Source organism: Rheinheimera sp. UJ51 (genome assembly GCF_020819615.1).
GTDB lineage: Bacteria > Pseudomonadota > Gammaproteobacteria > Enterobacterales > Alteromonadaceae > Alishewanella > Alishewanella maricola.
Genome location: NZ_JAJHOG010000001.1, coordinates 397538 through 417204, shown reverse-complemented (window position 1 = coordinate 417204; position 19667 = coordinate 397538). Strand labels below are relative to the sequence as shown.

At 44.4% G+C, this 19667-nt stretch carries 20 protein-coding genes; 9 read left to right on the top strand and 11 right to left on the bottom strand.

Annotated features, from left to right (window positions below):
• Positions 1–9: 9 nt before the first annotated feature.
• The 9 genes from LMJ53_RS01885 to pseB are packed head-to-tail and all read right to left on the bottom strand — an operon-like array spanning position 10 to position 8406.
• Positions 10–918 carry a class I SAM-dependent methyltransferase gene (locus LMJ53_RS01885; RefSeq protein ID WP_229584525.1) on the bottom strand — a complete coding sequence of 303 codons (909 nt, stop codon included), beginning with the start codon at positions 916–918 and terminating at the stop codon, positions 10–12.
• A 16-nt stretch (positions 919–934) separates the two neighbouring features.
• Positions 935–1582, bottom strand: a complete 648-nt coding sequence (locus LMJ53_RS01880) for an HAD family hydrolase (protein ID WP_229584524.1) — start codon at positions 1580–1582, stop codon at positions 935–937.
• The gene (locus LMJ53_RS01875; protein WP_229584523.1) at positions 1579–2544 is read right to left on the bottom strand and encodes an ATP-grasp domain-containing protein; all 966 of its coding nucleotides are present in this window, start codon (positions 2542–2544) and stop codon (positions 1579–1581) included. The genes LMJ53_RS01880 and LMJ53_RS01875 overlap by 4 nt, the downstream gene beginning before the upstream one ends.
• Positions 2545–2550: 6 nt before the next feature.
• Entirely contained in the window at positions 2551–3468 is a 918-nt protein-coding gene (locus LMJ53_RS01870; RefSeq protein ID WP_229584522.1) for a nucleoside-diphosphate sugar epimerase/dehydratase, read from the bottom strand.
• Positions 3465–4514: a pseudaminic acid synthase gene (pseI, locus tag LMJ53_RS01865; protein WP_229584521.1), complete on the bottom strand. Its 1050-nt coding sequence runs from the start codon at positions 4512–4514 to the stop codon at positions 3465–3467. The genes LMJ53_RS01870 and pseI overlap by 4 nt, the downstream gene beginning before the upstream one ends.
• A complete protein-coding gene (gene pseG, locus LMJ53_RS01860) occupies positions 4511–5554 on the bottom strand; it encodes a UDP-2,4-diacetamido-2,4,6-trideoxy-beta-L-altropyranose hydrolase (RefSeq protein ID WP_229584520.1) in 1044 nt (347 codons plus the stop codon). The genes pseI and pseG overlap by 4 nt, the downstream gene beginning before the upstream one ends.
• A complete protein-coding gene (gene pseF, locus LMJ53_RS01855) occupies positions 5547–6245 on the bottom strand; it encodes a pseudaminic acid cytidylyltransferase (RefSeq protein ID WP_229584519.1) in 699 nt (232 codons plus the stop codon). The genes pseG and pseF overlap by 8 nt, the downstream gene beginning before the upstream one ends.
• Positions 6242–7408: a UDP-4-amino-4,6-dideoxy-N-acetyl-beta-L-altrosamine transaminase gene (gene pseC, locus LMJ53_RS01850; protein ID WP_229584518.1), complete on the bottom strand. Its 1167-nt coding sequence runs from the start codon at positions 7406–7408 to the stop codon at positions 6242–6244. Before pseC ends, pseF begins: the two co-directional genes overlap by 4 nt.
• On the bottom strand, positions 7405–8406 hold the full coding sequence (pseB, locus tag LMJ53_RS01845) for a UDP-N-acetylglucosamine 4,6-dehydratase (inverting) (RefSeq protein ID WP_229584517.1): 1002 nt from the start codon (positions 8404–8406) through the stop codon (positions 7405–7407). Before pseB ends, pseC begins: the two co-directional genes overlap by 4 nt.
• Before the next feature lie 260 nt (positions 8407–8666).
• Between pseB and LMJ53_RS01840 the strand changes: the two genes are divergently transcribed.
• Both LMJ53_RS01840 and LMJ53_RS01835 read left to right on the top strand, forming a co-directional pair.
• The gene (locus tag LMJ53_RS01840; protein ID WP_229584516.1) at positions 8667–9440 is read left to right on the top strand and encodes a flagellin; all 774 of its coding nucleotides are present in this window, start codon (positions 8667–8669) and stop codon (positions 9438–9440) included.
• A gap of 127 nt (positions 9441–9567) precedes the next feature.
• Positions 9568–11031, top strand: a complete 1464-nt coding sequence (locus LMJ53_RS01835; protein ID WP_229584515.1) for a sigma-54 dependent transcriptional regulator — start codon at positions 9568–9570, stop codon at positions 11029–11031.
• A gap of 8 nt (positions 11032–11039) precedes the next feature.
• On the opposite strand, the gene LMJ53_RS17060 is transcribed toward LMJ53_RS01835, so the two are convergent.
• On the bottom strand, positions 11040–12368 hold the full coding sequence (locus LMJ53_RS17060) for a glycosyltransferase (protein WP_324295577.1): 1329 nt from the start codon (positions 12366–12368) through the stop codon (positions 11040–11042).
• Between LMJ53_RS17060 and LMJ53_RS01825 the strand changes: the two genes are divergently transcribed.
• Complete coding sequence (locus LMJ53_RS01825) at positions 12276–12518, top strand: ATP-binding protein (protein ID WP_324295576.1); 243 nt, start codon at positions 12276–12278, stop codon at positions 12516–12518. The genes LMJ53_RS17060 and LMJ53_RS01825 overlap by 93 nt on opposite strands.
• A 25-nt stretch (positions 12519–12543) precedes the next feature.
• Here the strand turns inward: LMJ53_RS01825 and LMJ53_RS01820 are convergent, their stop codons facing one another.
• A complete protein-coding gene (locus tag LMJ53_RS01820) occupies positions 12544–12903 on the bottom strand; it encodes a hypothetical protein (protein WP_229584514.1) in 360 nt (119 codons plus the stop codon).
• A gap of 178 nt (positions 12904–13081) precedes the next feature.
• Between LMJ53_RS01820 and LMJ53_RS01815 the strand changes: the two genes are divergently transcribed.
• From LMJ53_RS01815 to fliH, 6 genes are all read left to right on the top strand, one after another.
• Complete coding sequence (locus tag LMJ53_RS01815; protein ID WP_229584513.1) at positions 13082–14197, top strand: sensor histidine kinase; 1116 nt, start codon at positions 13082–13084, stop codon at positions 14195–14197.
• A 4-nt stretch (positions 14198–14201) separates the two neighbouring features.
• On the top strand, positions 14202–15560 hold the full coding sequence (locus LMJ53_RS01810) for a sigma-54-dependent transcriptional regulator (RefSeq protein ID WP_229584512.1): 1359 nt from the start codon (positions 14202–14204) through the stop codon (positions 15558–15560).
• A 174-nt stretch (positions 15561–15734) separates the two neighbouring features.
• Positions 15735–16073 carry a flagellar hook-basal body complex protein FliE gene (gene fliE / locus LMJ53_RS01805; protein WP_229584511.1) on the top strand — a complete coding sequence of 113 codons (339 nt, stop codon included), beginning with the start codon at positions 15735–15737 and terminating at the stop codon, positions 16071–16073.
• Positions 16074–16101: 28 nt separating this feature from the next.
• Positions 16102–17808, top strand: coding sequence for a flagellar basal-body MS-ring/collar protein FliF (gene fliF / locus LMJ53_RS01800; RefSeq protein WP_229584510.1), 1707 nt, complete (start codon positions 16102–16104; stop codon positions 17806–17808).
• Entirely contained in the window at positions 17801–18832 is a 1032-nt protein-coding gene (gene fliG, locus LMJ53_RS01795) for a flagellar motor switch protein FliG (RefSeq protein ID WP_229584509.1), read from the top strand. Before fliF ends, fliG begins: the two co-directional genes overlap by 8 nt.
• A gap of 13 nt (positions 18833–18845) precedes the next feature.
• Positions 18846–19649, top strand: coding sequence for a flagellar assembly protein FliH (gene fliH / locus LMJ53_RS01790; RefSeq protein ID WP_229584508.1), 804 nt, complete (start codon positions 18846–18848; stop codon positions 19647–19649).
• Positions 19650–19667: the final 18 nt, after the last annotated feature.

Sequence of the window (19667 nt, the reverse complement as noted above, 5' to 3'; positions counted from 1 at the left end):
GGAAGCCTCTTAATTGATTTTTTCTATGGCAAAGCTCTGATTTTCAGATAAATCCATCGTCAGGTATTTGATACGCCAACTGTGTTTGACACAAAATTCGTGAACGGCCTCCATAACGCCATATCTGAACTGACTATTCCAGTTACCCATAGTGTAATCGTGGCCAGCGATGATACCGCCGGGTTTGATTTTGCTAGCATAATACTCTAGTTCTGCTTTCGTTCCCTTATAGCAGTGGCTGGTATCTATATATATCCAGTCGAAATACTCTTCAGGAAAAACCTCAGCTGCTTCAAGTGAGAGTTTACGGTGAATATGAACTCTGCCAACTGCTAATTCTGAATCGAATTTAGCACAGACATTGTTGAACAGTGTCTCGTTATAACGTTCAGATTGCCATATATCAACCAAATGAAGTTTTTCAGGCTGGCTTATACTTAGAATCTGAGATGTGTAATCACCGTTCGCGACTCCCAGTTCTGCAACTATTCCGTTTTTGGGGAGCAGCTCTAATAATTTTTGTCTGTCTGTAATTAAACGGGAATACTCAAGATGCTTTCTCTGTAAAGGAACTAATGGAATTGACACGTTGCTCTGACGACGGTAATTAGTTTGCAATTGCACATATTCTGTGTTTAGTTGCATAACATCCGCTAGTTCTTCAATCGGAATGCCTGCTTTTAGGTTGTTATCAAGCAAGGTTTCATTAATTTCGTCAATATAGCTGCTGGCAATTACAATATGATCGTAATGGCGGTTGGGCATCGATGACAGATGGAAAATTTCAATGCCTAAAAAAAACTGCCCCTGGCGTTTTATATTGCTATCCAGAAAGCCAGCTATGTGGTACTTCAATGCTAAGGTGGGTAAGAATTGCAGTGCTTTACTGCCGGTGCCGTAAATATAAATCGTCTGCATACTATTATTTACCTTGTTACATAGGGATTAAATTAGAAAGTGAATTTATAATGAGTTTGGCGTTGTATGCTTTACCAATTAAAACTTCACGGTGACTTCCTGTTAATACTCTAACAGTATTGACACCTAGCTTATTAAGATTTACAAAATCCTTCGCCGGATTGTCGCCGATATAAACCATATCCCGCCACTCGCATTGCTCAGTCTTTTTGATCAACTCAAAACAGTAGGTAGAAGGCTTTGCATGTTTTATACCAAAGCGGTGAGTGATAAAAATTCGCTTAAAGTAATGCGCGATTCCCAAGGCCTGTACTTTTTTTTGCTGCACAATTTTGTTGCCATCGGTCACCAGATAAAGCGGCTTGGGCAGTTGTTGCAGTAACTGATGGTGTAAATCTGGCATTTCAATTTGCGGCTGATGCAGCCGGTAGCAACTGACGCAGGCCTTGATATTGACTTGTGTGGCCAGCTTGTGTGGTGCTAAAAAGTCGTCAAAAATCCGACCACGGCCCTGAGAATCCAATAACTGCAGCATAGTTTGATAGCTGCTATCTTCGTCGAGCAACCAGCGTTTCTCGGCAAAGCGTGCAACGGAATGCAAGCCGCTTTCGACGTATTGACGCTCATCGTATAAGGTGTCGTCTAAATCAAAAATGTAGATCACAGATATTGATCTCCGGCACAGCGTATCTGAGTAATAGGTGTTGTAACAGGTACAAACGGGATTGTATTGACATCTACACCGCAGCTTTCGGCTAAACTCCAGTATAAGCTGTCTACACCAGCTTTGATACCAAGTGTAGAAGCGCCACCAAAGCGGCTGTTACACTCAATAATATGCAGTTGTTGTTGCTCATCTATAATGGCTTGCATTACTACAGAGCCTGTTAGTTGTAGTGCCTGCAGTGTATCGCGGATGATGTCGTCATACTGCGACAAAGCCACCGTTTGAGTAATTTGTGATTCACCATGCTGAACTTTAATGCGGTAGCGGTAAATATGGGCTTTTAACTGTCCGGCTTTGTTGAGCCAAGCATCAATGCTCAGTTCTCTACCCGTTACAAAAGGCTGAAAAACAGCTTGCTTTAACTTAGTTGCATGCTGCAGCGCAGCCTCAGGCTTCAGCGCTAAGCCGATATTTTGGCTACCTGCGCCAAAACGTTCTTTTACTACCCAGTTAGAACTGCTGTGAGTAACGGTATCAAGATTTGAATAGGTCGCTATAGCAGGCAAACCTTTTTTAAGAAGAAAATCTGCAAACAGTTGTTTGTCGAGGCAGCGTAAAATGCTTTGCTCGTCGGCTACTAGCACTTGAACACCTTCGCTAGCTAAATGCCCTTTGTATTTGGCCCAGAATAGTAGCTCTCCATCTCTGCTCGGCAGAATATGGCTCACTTTGCGTTTTAGTAAGGCTCTAAAGATATCGTCGCTCGTAGCTTCACTTAATGGCGGCATTAGCCAGAATTCGTCTGCGAAATACTGGCTAACCACAGGAGAACTGCTATCACCTGCGATAATCACTGCTGAATTATTAATCCGTTTCGCCGCACAACGTAATGCAGTTAACAGAGGAACTTTTGCTGCCGCGCTGGTTAAAAGAACATTCAGTTTGTTAACGTATGTCATCGGTCATTACCAGAAGGCATGCTTTGAGATAGAAACCGTTTTATGTTTAATTTCGGCCGGTGTGCGTCTGTTATCATAATCATTCAGTGTCATGGCTTTTTTAGGCGTTTGCCAATCACCATACATAAAAGTTAAAAAAACTTCTGCTTCGTAAGGCACTGGAATAGCTTGCCCCATAAAAGTTATTGTTTCCATTTGATTAAAGTGACGTTCCGGTGCAAAAAATATACCAGCAGAGGACAGCAGTTCTGAGCGTCCGTGAAGTGACTTTCGGCGCTGAAGGCTGGTTTCAAATGGAATGAGCGAAACACCGGGTTTAGGCGTGAAGTCAATGTTCAGACAAACATCATAACCTGACTGCTTTATCAAAGTCGCTTGCCAATCCACTTTATCTTGCATTGGAGCTTGTTTTTGAAAGTTTTTTAGAAGAAACAGTGCCTTATCAAAATCTGCATCATCAATTGCGAAATCAATATCATCATCCCAGGCCAACAGTTGGCCTTCTCGCATTAAACCCAGCAGTGTACCGGAATCGACACAGGCTTTTATCTGATGTTGTATAAAAAATTGACTTAATCTGATAAGAATTTGATGACCAAGCAGCAAGGTTTCTGAATGGCTAAATGGTTGCTCTGATTTCAGTTCAGTCTTGTTCGGTATATGTATTTTATCTGGGGGTATACCGAACTCTGTCGTCAGCTGCTGATATATGCTGTCGATCCATAGGCTGGTGATAACAATAGTATCAAACTGCAGGGAACGTAGCGCAGTAGGTGAAAGTATCGGGATGTTAGCTATGGTCTGGCCAAAACGTTTCGTATCATTATCCATAAAGGCAATAATGTTATGCTCAGGGTGTTTTTTCAGGTAGATTTCACCTGCTTTGCTGGCCCCGAATAGTACGATTTTGCTTGACGGCGTCATAAAAGTTCCCATGATAAAGGGGTGCCTTTCGTGGCATCTTTCTTGATAGCTTTACCTATAACAAAAGTCAGATATTTCGGTGCCAAACCGAGTCCGGGTCGAACAGAGCGAAGATTGTATTCGGTGAGTATGTCACCAGCTTTCATATCTTTTGCAATATAAAGTGAACGGCGATGCACTCTGGAGGATATCTCTTTTTTGGTACACCCATAATGTACTTTGCCAAGTGCAGTCCAAGCCCGCTCTGCTTCTTCAACCAACATTTTTAATTCTGCAGGCTCCAGAGAAAACTCAGCGTCAACTTCGCCGCCACTTCGATTTAGTACAAAATGCTTTTCAATTACAGTAGCGCCTAACGCTACCGCCGCAACAGCTACTCCAACACCAGGTGTATGGTCAGATAGGCCGACTTGGCAATTAAACAGTTGAGATAAATGAGGAATGGTACGTAAATTGGCATCTACCGGACGGGCGGGGTAGTTACTGGTGCATTTTAGAAGAATGAGCTCTTTACAGCCGTTATCACGTAACACCTGAACAGACTCGGCCAACTCCGCTTGGGTTGCCATGCCGGTCGACATGATAATAGGCTTGCCTGTTTTAGCCACAGCAGCCAAAAGACCATGGTCGATATTTTCAAAAGAAGCAATCTTGTAGCATGGCACGTTTAATGACTCAAGAAAGTCGACTGCTGTTAAATCAAATGGTGAACTAAATGCCAGCATGCCTTTGCTACTGGCGTAATCAAAAATGGGTTTATGCCACTCCCAAGGTGTCATCGCCACTTTGTAAAGGTTATACAACGAATTACCTTGCCACAGGCTACTTTCATCCTCAATAAAAAACTCTCGATCGTGCACGTCAAGAGTGATTGTATCAGGAGTATAGGTTTGTAGTTTTAATGCGTGAGCGCCTGCTGCTGCTGCTGCATCTACCAATGCCATAGCTTTTTCAAGCGATTGACCGTGATTGCCCGACATCTCAGCAATAATAAAGGGGGCTTGTAAGGGCCCAACGAGTTGATTCCCAATTTTTATATCTGTCATTTGATTTTTGTCACAAAATTCATTATTTGCTCAACAACTAGAGGCGTGCCAGCTTTTGCCTGCACTATGCCTGCAGCAGTCAGCGCTATTTTTTTTAATAATTCGGGCTGTGAAAGGTAATAATGCAGGTGCTCAATAAAGCACTCAATTGTGATGTCTTCCACTTGTCCCAACCAAATACATGCACCCAGTTTATCGAGATAAGCCGTTGTTGCTTGTTGATTGTCTGCCATTGTTACGATCAAACCAGGCAGAGCACTGATGCATCTTTCCCAATGAGTCGTACCGCCCGCACCCAGCATCAACTGCGCGCGCTGCAGCAGTGTTGCCATATTTTTGCTTTGAACATGTAGCTGCATATTAGGTAAGCTGGCAAGTTGCTTTTCAAGCGCGATGCGCCATGGGTTATTTTCCCCTATTACTATATCGGCCGTAACTTGCTCGAGCTTTAGCTGCTTTATAGCGTTTATTGCCAGAGCGGTTAAATTGTGTTCATCAGTACCACCAAAGCTCACCAGTATATGGTTTTGTTGTCTGCTGGCGCTGGTCTGATAAAACTCATCACGAAGCATTGCATAGTTTGGGCCGAGTAACTGTTTGCAATTTTGGGGGACCAAAGCTGTATAACGTGCATCGGCGTTTGGCAGCAGATTCTGATCTAGTAATAAGTCACAATCGTGCGAACGGTTGGCTAAATCGTCAATAACCAGTACTGTTTTACAGCGTTGCCGTAACAATTGACAAAAGACGTAACCAAGTTTGTAGTGGTCCAGTACTAAAAGCTGATAGTGCTGTTGGAGCTGGGCCAGAGTTTGGAGCGCGTCTTCTTGCTCAGAGTTTAGCTTTGCTGGCAAAACAAGTACGCAAAAACTCTGTTGACGGATAAAGTTGATAAGATTACCACTTGTGTTCCGGCAGATAAAATGGCAATTAGCGCCTTGCTGCGTAAGTGCTTTAGCTAATGTCAGGCAACGCATTACATGGCCGCTTCCTAGCGTGACAGAGGCATCTGTTCGAAACAGTACCTGCATGTTAGTCATGTTTCTGCTGTAGCAATTTATAAAGCAGTTCTGCTCGATGCCAGTCGTCAAGCGTGTCGATATCCTGGACCAAATACTCAGGTAATACTTGCATTTGTGAGTTGGCACCGAAGACATGTTTATTGGTGTCTAGCCAAGTCTCTGTGCTAGCCCAATACAGTTGGCCCGCATCATGATAAGCAGGTGCTAAATCCTGTGAACGTTTACCTATACTAGCAGGGTCGAACGGCATAACGCCGCCGCTTTCCGTCAGTAGTAGTGCTCGTTGGATTGGAAAAGAGAATTTGGCACTAGTAAACACATAATCAGCTGTATTTGCCAGCAATTGCTGAAAACCATCGCGAATAACTTTGGCATTGAGTAATGGGGTGGTGGCATACAAGCAAGTACAGTATTTTAGCTCCCAACCCAGTTTTTGTAACTGACGTATGGCATCTCTGATCACGGCACTGGTACCAGTATAATCATCGGCTAACTGTGGCTCACGCATAAAAGGCACTTCAGCGCCATATTGGCGGGCAATTTCCGCTATTTCCTGATCATCAGTGGATACCACTACTTTATCAACCACACCACTTTGCAGCGCCGCTTTAATTGGATAAGCCAGCATCGGCTGGCCACAGAAGTCTTTAATATTTTTGCGAGGTATGCGCTTACTGCCGCCTCGGGCGGGGATAATAGCAATGTTCATAGTGTATTTTCTAAAAAGTGTTGCAGGGTTTCAACCACACTTTGTTGCTCTAATGCTGTTAATCCTGGAAACAAAGGGAGGGTTACCGCTTGTTGATAATAAAGCTCAGCTTGTGGGCAATAGCCAGCTTTAAAGCCGAGTTGCTGATAATACGGCTGCAAATAGATGGGAATATAGTGTAAATGCCCGACAATACCTTGCTGTCGAAGAAACTGAACACAGTCTTTATGCTGGGTTTTATTCAGATTTAGCAGCCTGACTACATAAAGATGATAGCTGCTATAGGCATAGGGTTGCTGTTGTAATGGTGAAATGCCTGTATTGCCAGCAAAGGCATCATCATACCACTTTGCTAATAGATGACGTTCAGCAACAAAGCGGGTCAATTTGCTTAACTGACTGACACCTAACGCCGCTTGCAAATCAGTCATACGGTAGTTGAAACCGAGCATTTGCTGCTGATAATACCAAACCCCATGGCTGGGTTCAGTTAGCTCTGTTGCTTCTGAGGTAATGCCATGACTGCGAAGCATTTGCATGGTTCGGGCCAGCTCAGGGCTATTAGTGGTAGCAACGCCACCCTCACCGCAGGTGATGATTTTTACTGGATGAAAACTAAAGATGCAGATATCTGAATACTGGCAGTTACCGATAGGGGCACCTTGATAGCGCGCACCAATAGCATGGGATGCATCCTCAATTACCTTAAAACCATATTGCTCAGCCAAGTTAGCAATTGCTTTCAGGTAACATGGTTGTCCTGCAAAATGAATAGGAATTAATACTTTGGGTAAGCTGTTGCACTGCTTGGCAATAGCCAGTTTTTCGCTAAGGGCAGTAATAGAAAGATTACCCGTTTCTATATCAATATCAACAAAGTCTACCTTGGCACCGCAATATAGTGCGCAATTAGCTGAGGCAACAAAAGAGTTAGGCGAAGTCCAAACAATATCCCCGGGACCAACGTTTAACGCCAAACAGGCAATATGCAGTGCAGAGGTAGCACTATTGACAGCCACAGCAAATTGCGTTTGGCATTGTTGTGTTATAGCCTGTTCAAATTCGGGAACTTTGGGGCCTTGCGTTAGCCAGTTAGATTGCAACACATCTTGAACAGCAGCTAAATCTGCCGCATCTAGCTGCTGTTTGCCATAAGGGATCATAAATCAGCTACCAGATTACAGTGCTTAATTTCTTCAATGGTTAGAAAGCGTGGGTTAGTATCTGATACATACTCAAATCCTTGATCCACCATACTTCCTTGCTCACCAAGAGCATTAGTAGTGAAATCGTTACTGCGATTAAAGAATTTAATAGCAGGTGCAATCACATAATGATCAGTAAACTCAAATGTATGAAAAGACATGTCACCAGGGCACATCATTTCATGTAATTTTTCACCCGGTCGGATACCTACTATCTTAATAGGTAACTCAGGTGCCATGGCTTTAGCTAAATCAGTAATACGAATCGACGGAATTTTCGGGACGAAAATTTCGCCTCCTAACATCCGCTCAAAATTCTTCAAGACAAAATCAACACCTTGTTGCAAGGTTATCCAGAAGCGGGTCATGTGTTCATGTGTTACCGGGATATGTTCAGTCCCTTGTACAAGTAATTGCTTAAAAAAAGGTACAACTGACCCCCTTGAACCCACGACATTGCCATATCGCACCACTGAAAAGCGCGGTCTGCTCCCGCCAACCATATTATTTGCTGCAATAAAAAGCTTATCTGAGGCAAGTTTAGTTGCGCCATAAAGATTAACTGGATTCGCCGCTTTGTCTGTTGATAGCGCAATGACCTTATCAACATTACAGTCAATGGCGGCATTGATAACGTTTTCGGCACCGTTAATATTGGTTTTAATACATTCGGTAGGGTTGTATTCGGCAGCAGGAACTTGTTTAAGTGCAGCGGCATGGATCACATAATCAACACCATGCATGGCGCGTCTTAAGCGCTCAGGATCACGTACATCACCAATAAAATAACGCATACAACGGTCATTAAACAACTGTTGCATTTCGTATTGCTTTAATTCGTCTCGAGAGAAAATAATAATCTTTTTGGGCTTATAGCGAGCTAACAAGGTGGCGGTGTATTTGTGGCCAAAGGAGCCGGTGCCGCCTGTAATCAGGATTGTTTTACCATCAAACATTGTTTGCCACCCATTTTTATCGTTGTTCTAGCTCAAGCATAACATATGCCACCTGAAATATAGCCAAGACTAAAATTAAAAAAGCTTGTAAAAACATAGCGTCATGAACTTAGTTTAATCCCTTTTGGTTTTGATGCAACTGCAACTAAAAAAACGGCTTAAGAGTCTGATGCAGACTAATAATGAATGTGAGAAGCCCAGTTTGAGTTAACACCACTTTAGGGCTAAACTTAATTAAGATTTGATAACGAGGCATGCTGATGAAGATTACAACGCCAAGCAATAACATCTTAAATAATGTGTTGCAGCAACAACAGAAATTAGCCCAGCAAGAAGCCAGTGGTAAGCGTATTACCAACGCTGCCGATGATGCGGCGGGTTTGCAAATCAGTAATCGGTTGAGCAGCGTGATAAACGGTCAGCAGCAAGGGCAGCGTAATATTGCCGATGGAGTTGCTTTTGCGCGGGTTTATGAGCAAGCGGTGCAAGGGATTAGCGATAACGTGAATGAAATTGAGCGGTTGGCGATTGCTGCCGGTAATGGCATTTATAGCGATGCTGACAAACAAGCGCTGCAAAGCGAAGCGAATGGTTATTTGGCTAATATCCAACAAGGTTTAACCGCGGAGTTTGCCGGTAAGAAACTTTTTGAAGATACGGCGCTTAGCTTTAATGCTGGTGATAGCAATTTACAATTACAAACCCAAGATTTAGACGCAGCGCTGAACAGTCAAAACTTGTTCAGTATTGATTTAACTCAGCCACAAACGTTGACAACCGTGCGCGCTGTGGCAGAGCAGTTAAATGCGCTGCAAACTGAGGTCGGGGCTAGCATTAATGCTTTTGACAGTGCTTCTCGTGCGGTATCGGGTCAGCAAGTTGCTACCTCTGAAGCGCGTTCACGTATTGCTGATCTCGATTATGCCAAAGTTAGCAGTGAGCGGGCGGCGAATAATATTTTATCGCAAAGCTCGGTGAATGTGGCCATGCAAGCACGTGTGAGTTCAGAGCAGGCGTTGTCATTGTTAAGTTAAACAGGATGATGATTCATTTTACTAAACGCTAATTTTTTGACACCCTGTCAAAAAATTAGCGTTTTACCTTGCAAGGCTGCGCACAGCTTGTACAATAAAGTCAATTATACTTATAAACTGTGCGCTTATGTCTGATAACCCTCATCTTTATCTGGTTGATTTACAACTAAATCGCTGTGAGCGTTTGTCTACCGTCTGCAGTTTTATTGGTGAAGCTCATCAGCTTGTTAGCCCTGCCGATTTAGCCAATACTCTACAACATCATCCGGCTTCGGTGGTCGTGTTAGGGGCGACTGATCAATTGGATGCCAGTACGATTATCCGGCAATTTCCGGCAAGTGCGTTTTTAGTCATTGGTGACAGCCAAAGTTATTTATTAGAGCAGTCCAACGTGATTGGCGTGTTGAGTGAGCCCTTTTCTTATAATAGCTTAACGCAGCTTTTGCGCGATGCGCAGCAATACCATCGCTTATTACCCACCCACAAACAGCAAGATAATCAAGTGCGCTTCGATGGCATGGTTGGGCAAACGCCGGCCATGCAGAAAATCCGTTTTTTGATCCAGCAAGTGGCCAAAACAGAAGCGAATGTGCTGGTATTAGGGCCTTCTGGTACCGGTAAAGAAGTGGTGGCGCGCAATATTCATTTATTATCGAACCGCGCTAATGGGCCCTTTGTGCCAATTAATTGTGGGGCTATTCCGGCCGAATTGTTAGAAAGCGAATTATTTGGACATGAAAAAGGCGCCTTTACCGGTGCTATTTCTACCCGCAAAGGTCGGTTTGAGTTAGCACAAGGTGGCACCTTATTTTTGGATGAAATAGGTGATATGCCACAGCCCATGCAAGTGAAATTGCTGCGGGTGTTGCAAGAGCGAATTTTTGAGCGGGTAGGCGGTAGCCAAACGCTGAAAGCCGATGTGCGGATTATTGCGGCAACGCATCGCGATTTAGAAGTGATGATCACAGACGGCGGTTTTCGGGAAGATTTATATTACCGCTTAAATGTGTTTCCTATCGATACTCCTGCGCTGCGCGATCGTGCAGACGATTTGCCGCTTTTAATTAATGAATTACTCAACCGCCAATATGCCGCACATCAAGCAAAAGTGAAGTTTACTGAACGCGCACTCGACAGTTTAAAATTACACAGTTGGCCGGGTAATGTGCGAGAGTTGGCTAATTTACTCGAACGTATGGTGATCATGTATCCGGATCAGATCGTGGATGTGGCGGAGCTACCGAAAAAATATCAGCACCTGGATGTTGATACCTATCAGCCGGTGTATCCAGAAGCGTTACAAGAGCGTGATTTGTTAAATGCGTTATTTCAAAGCGATGACAGCAGCGATAGTGACGAGATCATCGGCTTTGAATCTGTCACGACATTTACTTCTGAGATAAGACAAGATACCTTGCCAGAAGAGGGCTTAGACTTAAAAGAGTTTTTGGCTGAATTAGAAATCCGTTTTATCTCTCAAGCGCTAGAGCGCCACGATTTTGTAGTGGCGCGGGCAGCCGATATTTTAGGTTTGCGCCGCACTACCTTGGTTGAAAAAATGCGTAAATATAATTTAGGTAAAGAAGAATAATATTCTTATCAAGTAGTTGTTTTATATAGTTCCCAAGGATAATCATAGAAATGGTGTAGATTTATTTGCTGCAGCACTTCTGTAAAAGCTTTATCACTATCTAATAATATCGCGGCTCTTTCAATGGCATTGTTAGATTGGAGCAAGTAGAAATGATTATCTGTCTTATATTTCAGGATAATTTTATACATTTCTTGTTCGCATTTAACAGTGAAATCGATCCCAACTGCAGTTGCGACATCACCACTATCTAAGGTTACTACAGGTTTACCTTTGGAAAGTGCTTCTGCTGCAGAACTTCCTCCTCCTATCCTTGGTGGATTTAGGTATAAATCACATATCTCCAATACTGCTAATACATCGTCTTGAAAACCAAGATTACTGAAATTATCTTTAAAATTAGAGTACTTATTACAAAATTGTGTGTAAGTATCTAGGTTACCAATAATGACAAAATGGATATCATGCTCACAAAGAGGCAGTAATAGCTGTAGAAATTTTTCTGACAATTCATTGGTTAACCGCCCACCCACTAGCGCTATTAAGAATTTATCTTCAGGTAACCCAAGGTCTTTTCGGTTAAATATGTTGTTTTGAGGTTTAAAATCAAAGGTAAAAATACTTTCGATTACACTGTCAGTTGATAATCCTTGTTTAGTTAAATTAGATTTTTCTATCTCGGTTACATTGCGACCAATCACTCTAAACTGACTTGGCGAAAATGATAAACTACTAAAAACTGTTGAAATGACTGCGTTGGGAACAATTTGGCTGCAAATGTCTGCCAGTAAATTGTCACCAATACTAAGAGTGAAGCCAGGTTTTAGAGTGTTAATAACATCTATCAACATTCCCATTTCTTCTAAATTTGGCATTTGTGAGGAACACTGAGCATATTTAAACTTAATGCCTTGATATTCCAGAAGTCCGTTTTTAATTTCTGTTCTGTTTCCGATCAAAGTATCAAACCATGGAACAGCGCCTGTCATGGGAAGTAATTCGCAGGTATTTATCAGTATAACGTCTTTACCTGTACTATTTTTTATAACTTTTATACGGTCTAGAGCAGTTTTTGTCGGAGCATGGTTCAAGCCAAGAAATTGCGAAATAAAAACCACGATAAGATTTTCATTTCTTTCAGCAGCAGGTATGTAATTGATTTTTTCTTTGAGCTCTTGATTAAACGCATCAACTATACTTTTATAGAGTTTGATGAGTTTCAAAGATGATGTGTTGTTAATACCTTGAAAGTTTATAGATTTGAGTTGGTAATACACAAAAAATCTTTCGGAAGCATTAAGTGCTACGAGCAACGCAGCACAATTATCGTCAGTCAATTACCGGTCTCAGAATGGTACGGCCTAATGGATAACCCGACGGTTGCTGATGCGCTATTAGACAGAGTGATCCACAACGCCCACCGATTGGAATTAACAGGTGAGTCACAACGTAAAAAAACACTGGTTCAGGGAGAAGAAGTCGGGTAAAAAGAGAACATAAACGAAGGTCAGATCATGCTGGCCGGATCACACCGAAACGCCTGGCCGGATGAAACCGGAACAGGTGGCCGGACAAACCGAAATACGCATTAAGCGGCATATCGAGAATTTCATCGTACATTTTTGAAATATCTAGGATGTTTAAACCAGAGCTTAAAATCAAAGAATAGGCATATAGAAGTGCGTAGGGGCCTTTATCCTTAAATTGACTTATAGCATGTGATAAAAATTGCTCATCACTTTCTTTTTGTTTAAGCAAATCTATCCAAGCTTTACCTAGCTCGTTTATGGCATTACCTCTGCTGTCAAAGAGAGGATTCGACGATGGTGTAAACAGCGTCAAAAGTTGTTGGGTAATCTTTTCAAGTTCCATTTTTATTCCGAATTCATTTTCTGCATCTAGAGCTTAACAGTACCCTTTTATAAAAAACAGTCAAAAGACATTATTTTGACAATGTATGTATTTGGAAATTATAAGGTTTATGTTGGCTTGATATTTGCTTCATGTTCTCAATATTAAGCAGAATTCTGCGTTAGATTGGAGGAGAACTATGATGTTATCGGCTGACAACTTAGATACAAATACCATAGGTTACGCATTAAAGTTTCCGAGAAATCATATCAACTCCAATTTTTATCATGCTCACGACTCAAAGGTAAAACACATTCTGCAATGCTTACCCTCCGGCGTGGTGTTGCTTGATGGTTGGGGCCGAGTGATTGAAGTGAATCATGTTGCGGTAGAGATGCTTGGCGAGCCTTTGCTCGGTGAATCATGGCTTAATGTGATTAACCGCTGCTTTCGACCTCGCAGTGATGATGGCTTAGAAGTGTCATTAACGGATGGGCGGCGTGTAAAACTGCAAATCAGTGCTTTAACACCCGACTCGGGGCAGCTTATTGTGTTGACCGATCTCACCGAAACACGTGAGCTGCAAAATCGCTTAAGTCATCTGCAGCGTTTATCCACACTGGGTAAAATGATGGCGACGCTCGCGCATCAAATTCGCACCCCTTTATCTTCTGCCATGCTATACGCTGAAAATTTGCGTAGCCCCAAATTGCCCCATCAATCGCGTGAACAATTTCAAGATAAGTTACTAGCGCGCTTGCACGATTTGGAGCAGCAAGTGAACGATATGCTGTTATTTGCGCGCTCAGGTACGGCCCAAGCCGTGGCCAGCATGACATTGCAACAATTGATGGACGAGCTGGAACTGCGCAGCGAAGCATTGCTAAGCCATCATCATGCCACCCTTAAAATCAGTTTAACCACACCGCAAGTATCTTTACTGGGTAATAAAAACAGCCTAGTAGAAGCCTTATTAAACCTCTTGCACAACAGCTTACAAGCTGCAGGCGATAACGCACAATTGTGCTTAGCGCAGCAAATTGGCAAAGCGGGGCAGTTAACCTGGCAATTTAGTGATAATGGCCCGGGTATTCCGCCAGCCGTGCAAGCGCAGATGTTTGAGCCGTTTTTTAGCAATAAAGCCGGTGGCAGTGGTTTAGGTTTAGCGGTTGTACAGGCGGTGGTCCATAGCCATCAGGGCAGTATTCATTATGTTGAGTTAGCAGCAAGGCCAGAGGGAGCGTTAAGTGGCGCCTGTTTTGAGATCAGCTTGCCTATTCATCATAGTGCCTCAGCGACTAAGACTAAGGAGTAAAGCCATGTCAGATCTGAAAATATTAATTGTGGAAGATGATGCGGGTTTACGCGAAGCCTTAATCGATACACTGAGTTTGGCCAATTATCAGGTGCTCAGTGCCGCCAGTGCCGAAGAAGCCTTGCTGCTATTAAAAAAACAAAGTGTGCAACTGGTGATCAGTGACGTGCAAATGGGCTCGGTATCGGGTCTAACCTTGTTAAAAACCTTACGCGAACAACATCCGCAATTACCTGTGCTGATGATGACGGCCTATGCCACCGTGCAAGATGCGGTTGAGGCGATTCGTTTAGGGGCGATTGATTATTTATCGAAACCGTTTTCACCTGAGGTGTTGGTCAGTACGGTAGCGCGTTATGTGGTCGCTGAGACAACAGACAGTTTCACGCCGATTGCCGCGGCTGAGCAGAGCAAAGCCCTGTTACAATTGGCCGAGCGGGTGGCGCATTCTGAAGCCAGTGTGATGATCTTAGGGCCTAGTGGCTCGGGAAAAGAGGTGCTGGCGCGTTATATTCATCAACAATCAGCCCGTGCTGCTGAGCCTTTTATCGCCATTAACTGCGCAGCGATCCCCGATAATATGTTGGAATCCACCTTATTTGGCTACGAAAAGGGCGCCTTTACCGGCGCGGTGGCGGCGTGTCCGGGTAAATTTGAACAAGCACAAGGCGGTACTATCCTGCTGGATGAAATTACTGAAATGCCGATGAATTTGCAGGTTAAACTCTTACGTGTGCTACAAGAGCGCGAAGTGGAGCGGCTGGGCAGTCGTAAAACCATTAAGTTAGATGTGCGCATTTTAGCCACCAGTAATCGTGAGCTTGCTCAAGCGGTAGCCGATGGCCTGTTTCGTGAAGATTTGTATTATCGTTTAAATGTCTTTCCGTTAAGTTGGCCTGCATTAGCGCAGCGCCCGGAAGATATTGTGCCGTTGGCGGAGCATTTATTGCGCCGGCATTGCCATAAACAACAACGGCCAACTTGCCAGTTGAGTAAAGCGGCTCAGCAGCGTTTAACCCAGCACAGCTGGCCAGGTAATGTGCGCGAGCTCGATAATGTGATCCAGCGTGCTTTAATTTTACAAGGCGGCATTGAGATTGCGGCGGCTGATATTTTATTAGAAGTGCCGGGTTCACTGGGGCAAAGTGCTGTGCCACGCGTGCAAGGTCTTAGTGCGACCACGGCTGATACCACCGATTTTAAAACTGAAATTCATGAGCAAGAGCATAAGCTTATTCTCGCCACGCTACAGGCTTGTGCTTTTAAGCGCAAAGACGTGGCCGAAAAGCTGGGTATCAGTGATCGCACCTTGCGTTACAAATTAGCGCGGATGCGCGAGTCAGGTATTGATATTCCGGCTTAAGCGAGCCTCATACGTCATTTCACTACAAAGCCTTACGCTGCTTGGCAACGAATGCCGATGCAGCGTAAGGCTGTCTGGTTATAACCCCTGTTTTCCCTATGTTTGGCGAGTTGGCACAACTTCTGCTTAGTCTGTTATATCCTCGTAAATAACAAAATTTTGACAGGCAGCATTATGGAAATTAAAGGTCAGGCGTTATATGCCCAAATGCAAAGCATGGCAACCCAAGCACGTGCTTTGCCCTTCGAAGCCGATCCAAGCATGGCGGTGCAGCCGACAAACAGCAGCCAGTCAGATTTTTCCACCTTGTTTAAAAACGCGCTAGGCAGTGTCAATGAGTTACAGCAGCAAAGCCGTGGCATGGCGACCGCAGTTGAAATGGGCGATCCTAAAGTGTCCTTGGCGCAAGCCATGATTGCCGCGCAAAAATCCTCTTTGGCTTTCGAAGCGACCGTGCAAGTTCGTAATAAAGTGGTCGAAGCCTATAAAGAAATTATGTCGATGCCGGTCTAATTAGACGGGTAGCGCAAGCAGGAGAAGTATGGTGGCAGATAATCAATCAACGGAACTGGCGTTAACCAACACCGATTTCAGCAATGACAATCAACCGCAAAGCAAGGCGGGCTTTTTGAGTGCGCTGGGCAACAGTGGTGATTTGTTAAGACAGGTCACGTTGATCGTGGCATTAACCATTTGTTTGGGTATTGCCATCTTGATCATTCTCTGGGCGAAAACCCCTGAGATGCGGCCACTGGGTACTTACAACACGCAAGAGCTTATTCAAACACTGGATCATTTAGACGCGCAAAAAGTTAAATACAAATTGGAAGGTAACGTTATTTTAGTACCGGAAGATACCTTACAAGATGTGCGCTTAGGCTTGTCTCGTGCCGGTTTAAACCAAGAGCCGTCATTAGGTACCGAGTTTTTATTACAAGACAGCGGTTTTGGAGTCAGTCAGCGTTTAGAAATGGAACGGTTAAAGCACAGCCGTGAGCAACAACTGGCCAGAACCATTGAAGAATTACAAAGCATTGCCAGAGCGCGGGTACTACTGGCTATTCCTAAAGAAAACGTGTTTGCTCGGCAACAAGCCTTACCTTCCGCCACGGTATTAGTGACTGCGCGCGGCGGCCGTGTGATCCGCGACAGTGAAGTCGATGCGATTGTCGATTTAGTGGCCTCTGCCGTGCAAAGCTTAGAGCCAAGCCGCGTGACCGTAACCGATCAAAATGGTCGCTTACTGAATAGCGGTTCACAAGATGGCAGCTCAGCCCGCAATCGTCGTGAATTAGAAATTCAACGTAGCCGTGAAGATGAGTATCGTCAGAAAGTTGACTCCATCTTATTACCGGTACTGGGCATGGGAAATTACACTGCGCAAGTCGACTTAATGATGGACTTTACCGCTGTTGAGCAAACCCAAAAGCGCTATAACCCAGATTTACCGGCCATTCGCAGCGAAATGGTGATTGAAGAAAACAGCGTTGGCGGCGGCAGTGGCGGTATTCCTGGTGCGTTGTCTAATCAACCCCCAATGCCTTCGGCTATTCCTGAGCAAGCTACCGGGGCGTCGCAAGCGGTGATCCCTGGTCGCAATAGTCGTGAGTCTACTCGCAACTTTGAGCTTGATACCACCATTAGCCATACTAGCCAGCAAAGTGGCGTGATCCGTCGCTTAAGTGTGTCGGTGGCGGTCGATTATAAACAAGGCGTACCCCAAGAAGATGGTACCCTTGGCCCCGCCACCCCGATGGCACAGGCAGAGCTAGAGAATATTCGCCGTTTATTACAAGGTGGCGTTGGCTTTGATGTACAGCGCGGTGATACTATCGAAGTGATTTCGGTACCTTTCGTCCGTGAGCAAGTTGAAGTATTAGCCGATGTGCCTATTTATCAGCAAGATTGGTTCTTGCAAGTGGTTAAGTTGGTCATGGGTGGCTTGGTTATCATTGTATTGTTACTGGGTATCGTGCTGCCAATGCTGAAGAAACTGATGAACCCGGCAGAAACAGTCGATGCTTATGATGAAGATGCCATGACCAGTGGTTTAGATCTGGGTAACGAAGATGACTTGGCGGTTGCCCAGTTTGATGAAAAATCTGTCGGTTTTGCGCCAGATGGCACCTTGATGTTACCGGATCTGCATGGCGACGAAGATTTATTAAGAGCGGTGCGTGCCTTAGTGGCGAACGAGCCGGAACTGTCCTCATTAGTAGTGAAGAATTGGTTGGCTGAAGATGAGTGAGAAAAAAGAAGTTAAAATCTTTGACGTCAGTAAGTTAGATGGCGTTGAAAAGGCCGCTATCTTACTGCTGAGTTTGTCAGAAGAAGATGCCGCGCAAATTCTTAAGCACTTAGAGCCGAAGCAGGTGCAGCGGGTGGGGATGGCGATGGCGCAAACCACCGATTTGAATCAAGCTAAGATCACGGCGGTACATCGGCGCTTTATCGAACAAATCCAAAACTTTAGTACCATAGGTTTCCAAAGCGAAGAGTTTATCAAACGGGCATTAACGGCGGCGTTAGGCGAAGAGAAAGCCGCTAACCTGATTGATCAAATTGTATTAGGTGGCGGTGCCCGTGGCCTAGACTCGTTAAAGTGGATGGATTCGAAGCAGGTTGCCAATATTATTCGCAACGAGCACCCGCAAATTCAAACTATCGTTTTATCTTATTTAGAGCCGGAGCAATCGGCCGAAATTTTATCGCAGTTTTCAGAAAAAGTTCGGTTAGACTTAACCATGCGTATTGCTAACCTTGAAGAAGTTCAACCGGCCGCGTTGCAGGAGTTGAATGAAATTATGGAGAAACAATTTGCCGGTCAAGCGGGTGCACAAACCGCGAAAATGGGCGGCTTAAAAGCAGCGGCCGATATCTTGAACTACCTAGATACCAATTTAGAAGGTCAGCTGATGGATTCTATTCGTGAGCATGACGAAGAAATGGCGCAACAAATTCAAGATCTGATGTTTGTATTTGAAAACCTGATTGACGTTGATGACCGTGGTATCCAAGCCATTCTGCGTGAAGTACAACAAGATGTATTAATGAGAGCCTTAAAAGGCACCGATGAGAATCTGAAAGAGAAAATCTTGAAGAACATGTCGAAACGCGCCGCTGAATTACTACAAGACGATTTAGAAGCGATGGGCCCCGTGCGGGTCAGTGAAGTTGAAACGGCGCAAAAAGAGATTTTATCGGTGGCACGACGCTTGTCTGATGCCGGTGAAATTATGTTAGGCGGCGGCGGTGGCGAAGAATTCGTTTAAGCGCGAGGGCTAGATGAGTAAAGATGCGTTTCGATATAAAAAACCTTTTTCGCCTGACGAAGAGGTTTCTGATCTGCTGCAAACTTGGGATACCCCCGATATGACGGCAGATACCGAAATGCTGCCAGGGCATACCAATGCGCTGAATTTACGACGCCCAAGCCACACGACTACGCCTGACCCTGCCGACGAAGAAGAAAGCTTTAAACCGCTGACTGCGGCTGACATGGAGCAACTGCGGCAATCGGCTTATGATGAAGGCTTTGCCGAGGGTAAAGACGAAGGCTTTAGTAAGGGTTACAACGAAGGCCGTGAACAAGGGCAACAAGATGGCTTAACGCAAGGTGTCGCTGAAGGCAAAAAACAAGGCCTCGCCGCGGCGCAGCCCGATATTGATGAAAAATTGGCGCAATTAACGGCTTTAATCGAACAATTACAGCAACCGCTGGCCGATTTAAATCAGCAAGTCGAGCAGGCATTAACCGAGTTAGCTTTAGCTATGGCCAAAGCCGTGATCGGCGTTGAAGTCAAAACTAATCCTCAGGTGATTTTGCAAGCCATGCAAGAAGCCACCGCGGCCTTACCGATGCAAGCGGGTCAACTGCTGATTAAACTGCATCCAGATGATTTAGCCATTATTCGCGAACATTATTCAGCAGACGATCTGCAGCAACGCCAATGGCAATTACGTGCTGAGCCGTTGGTAGAACAAGGCGGTTGCTTGGTAGAAGCCGAAAAATCCAGTGTCGACAGAAGTTTGACGCAACGTTTACAAAGCAGCTTGGAACACTTCCTGCATCAGCCCTCTCCAGAGTAAACCGCTTTTTATCTGACA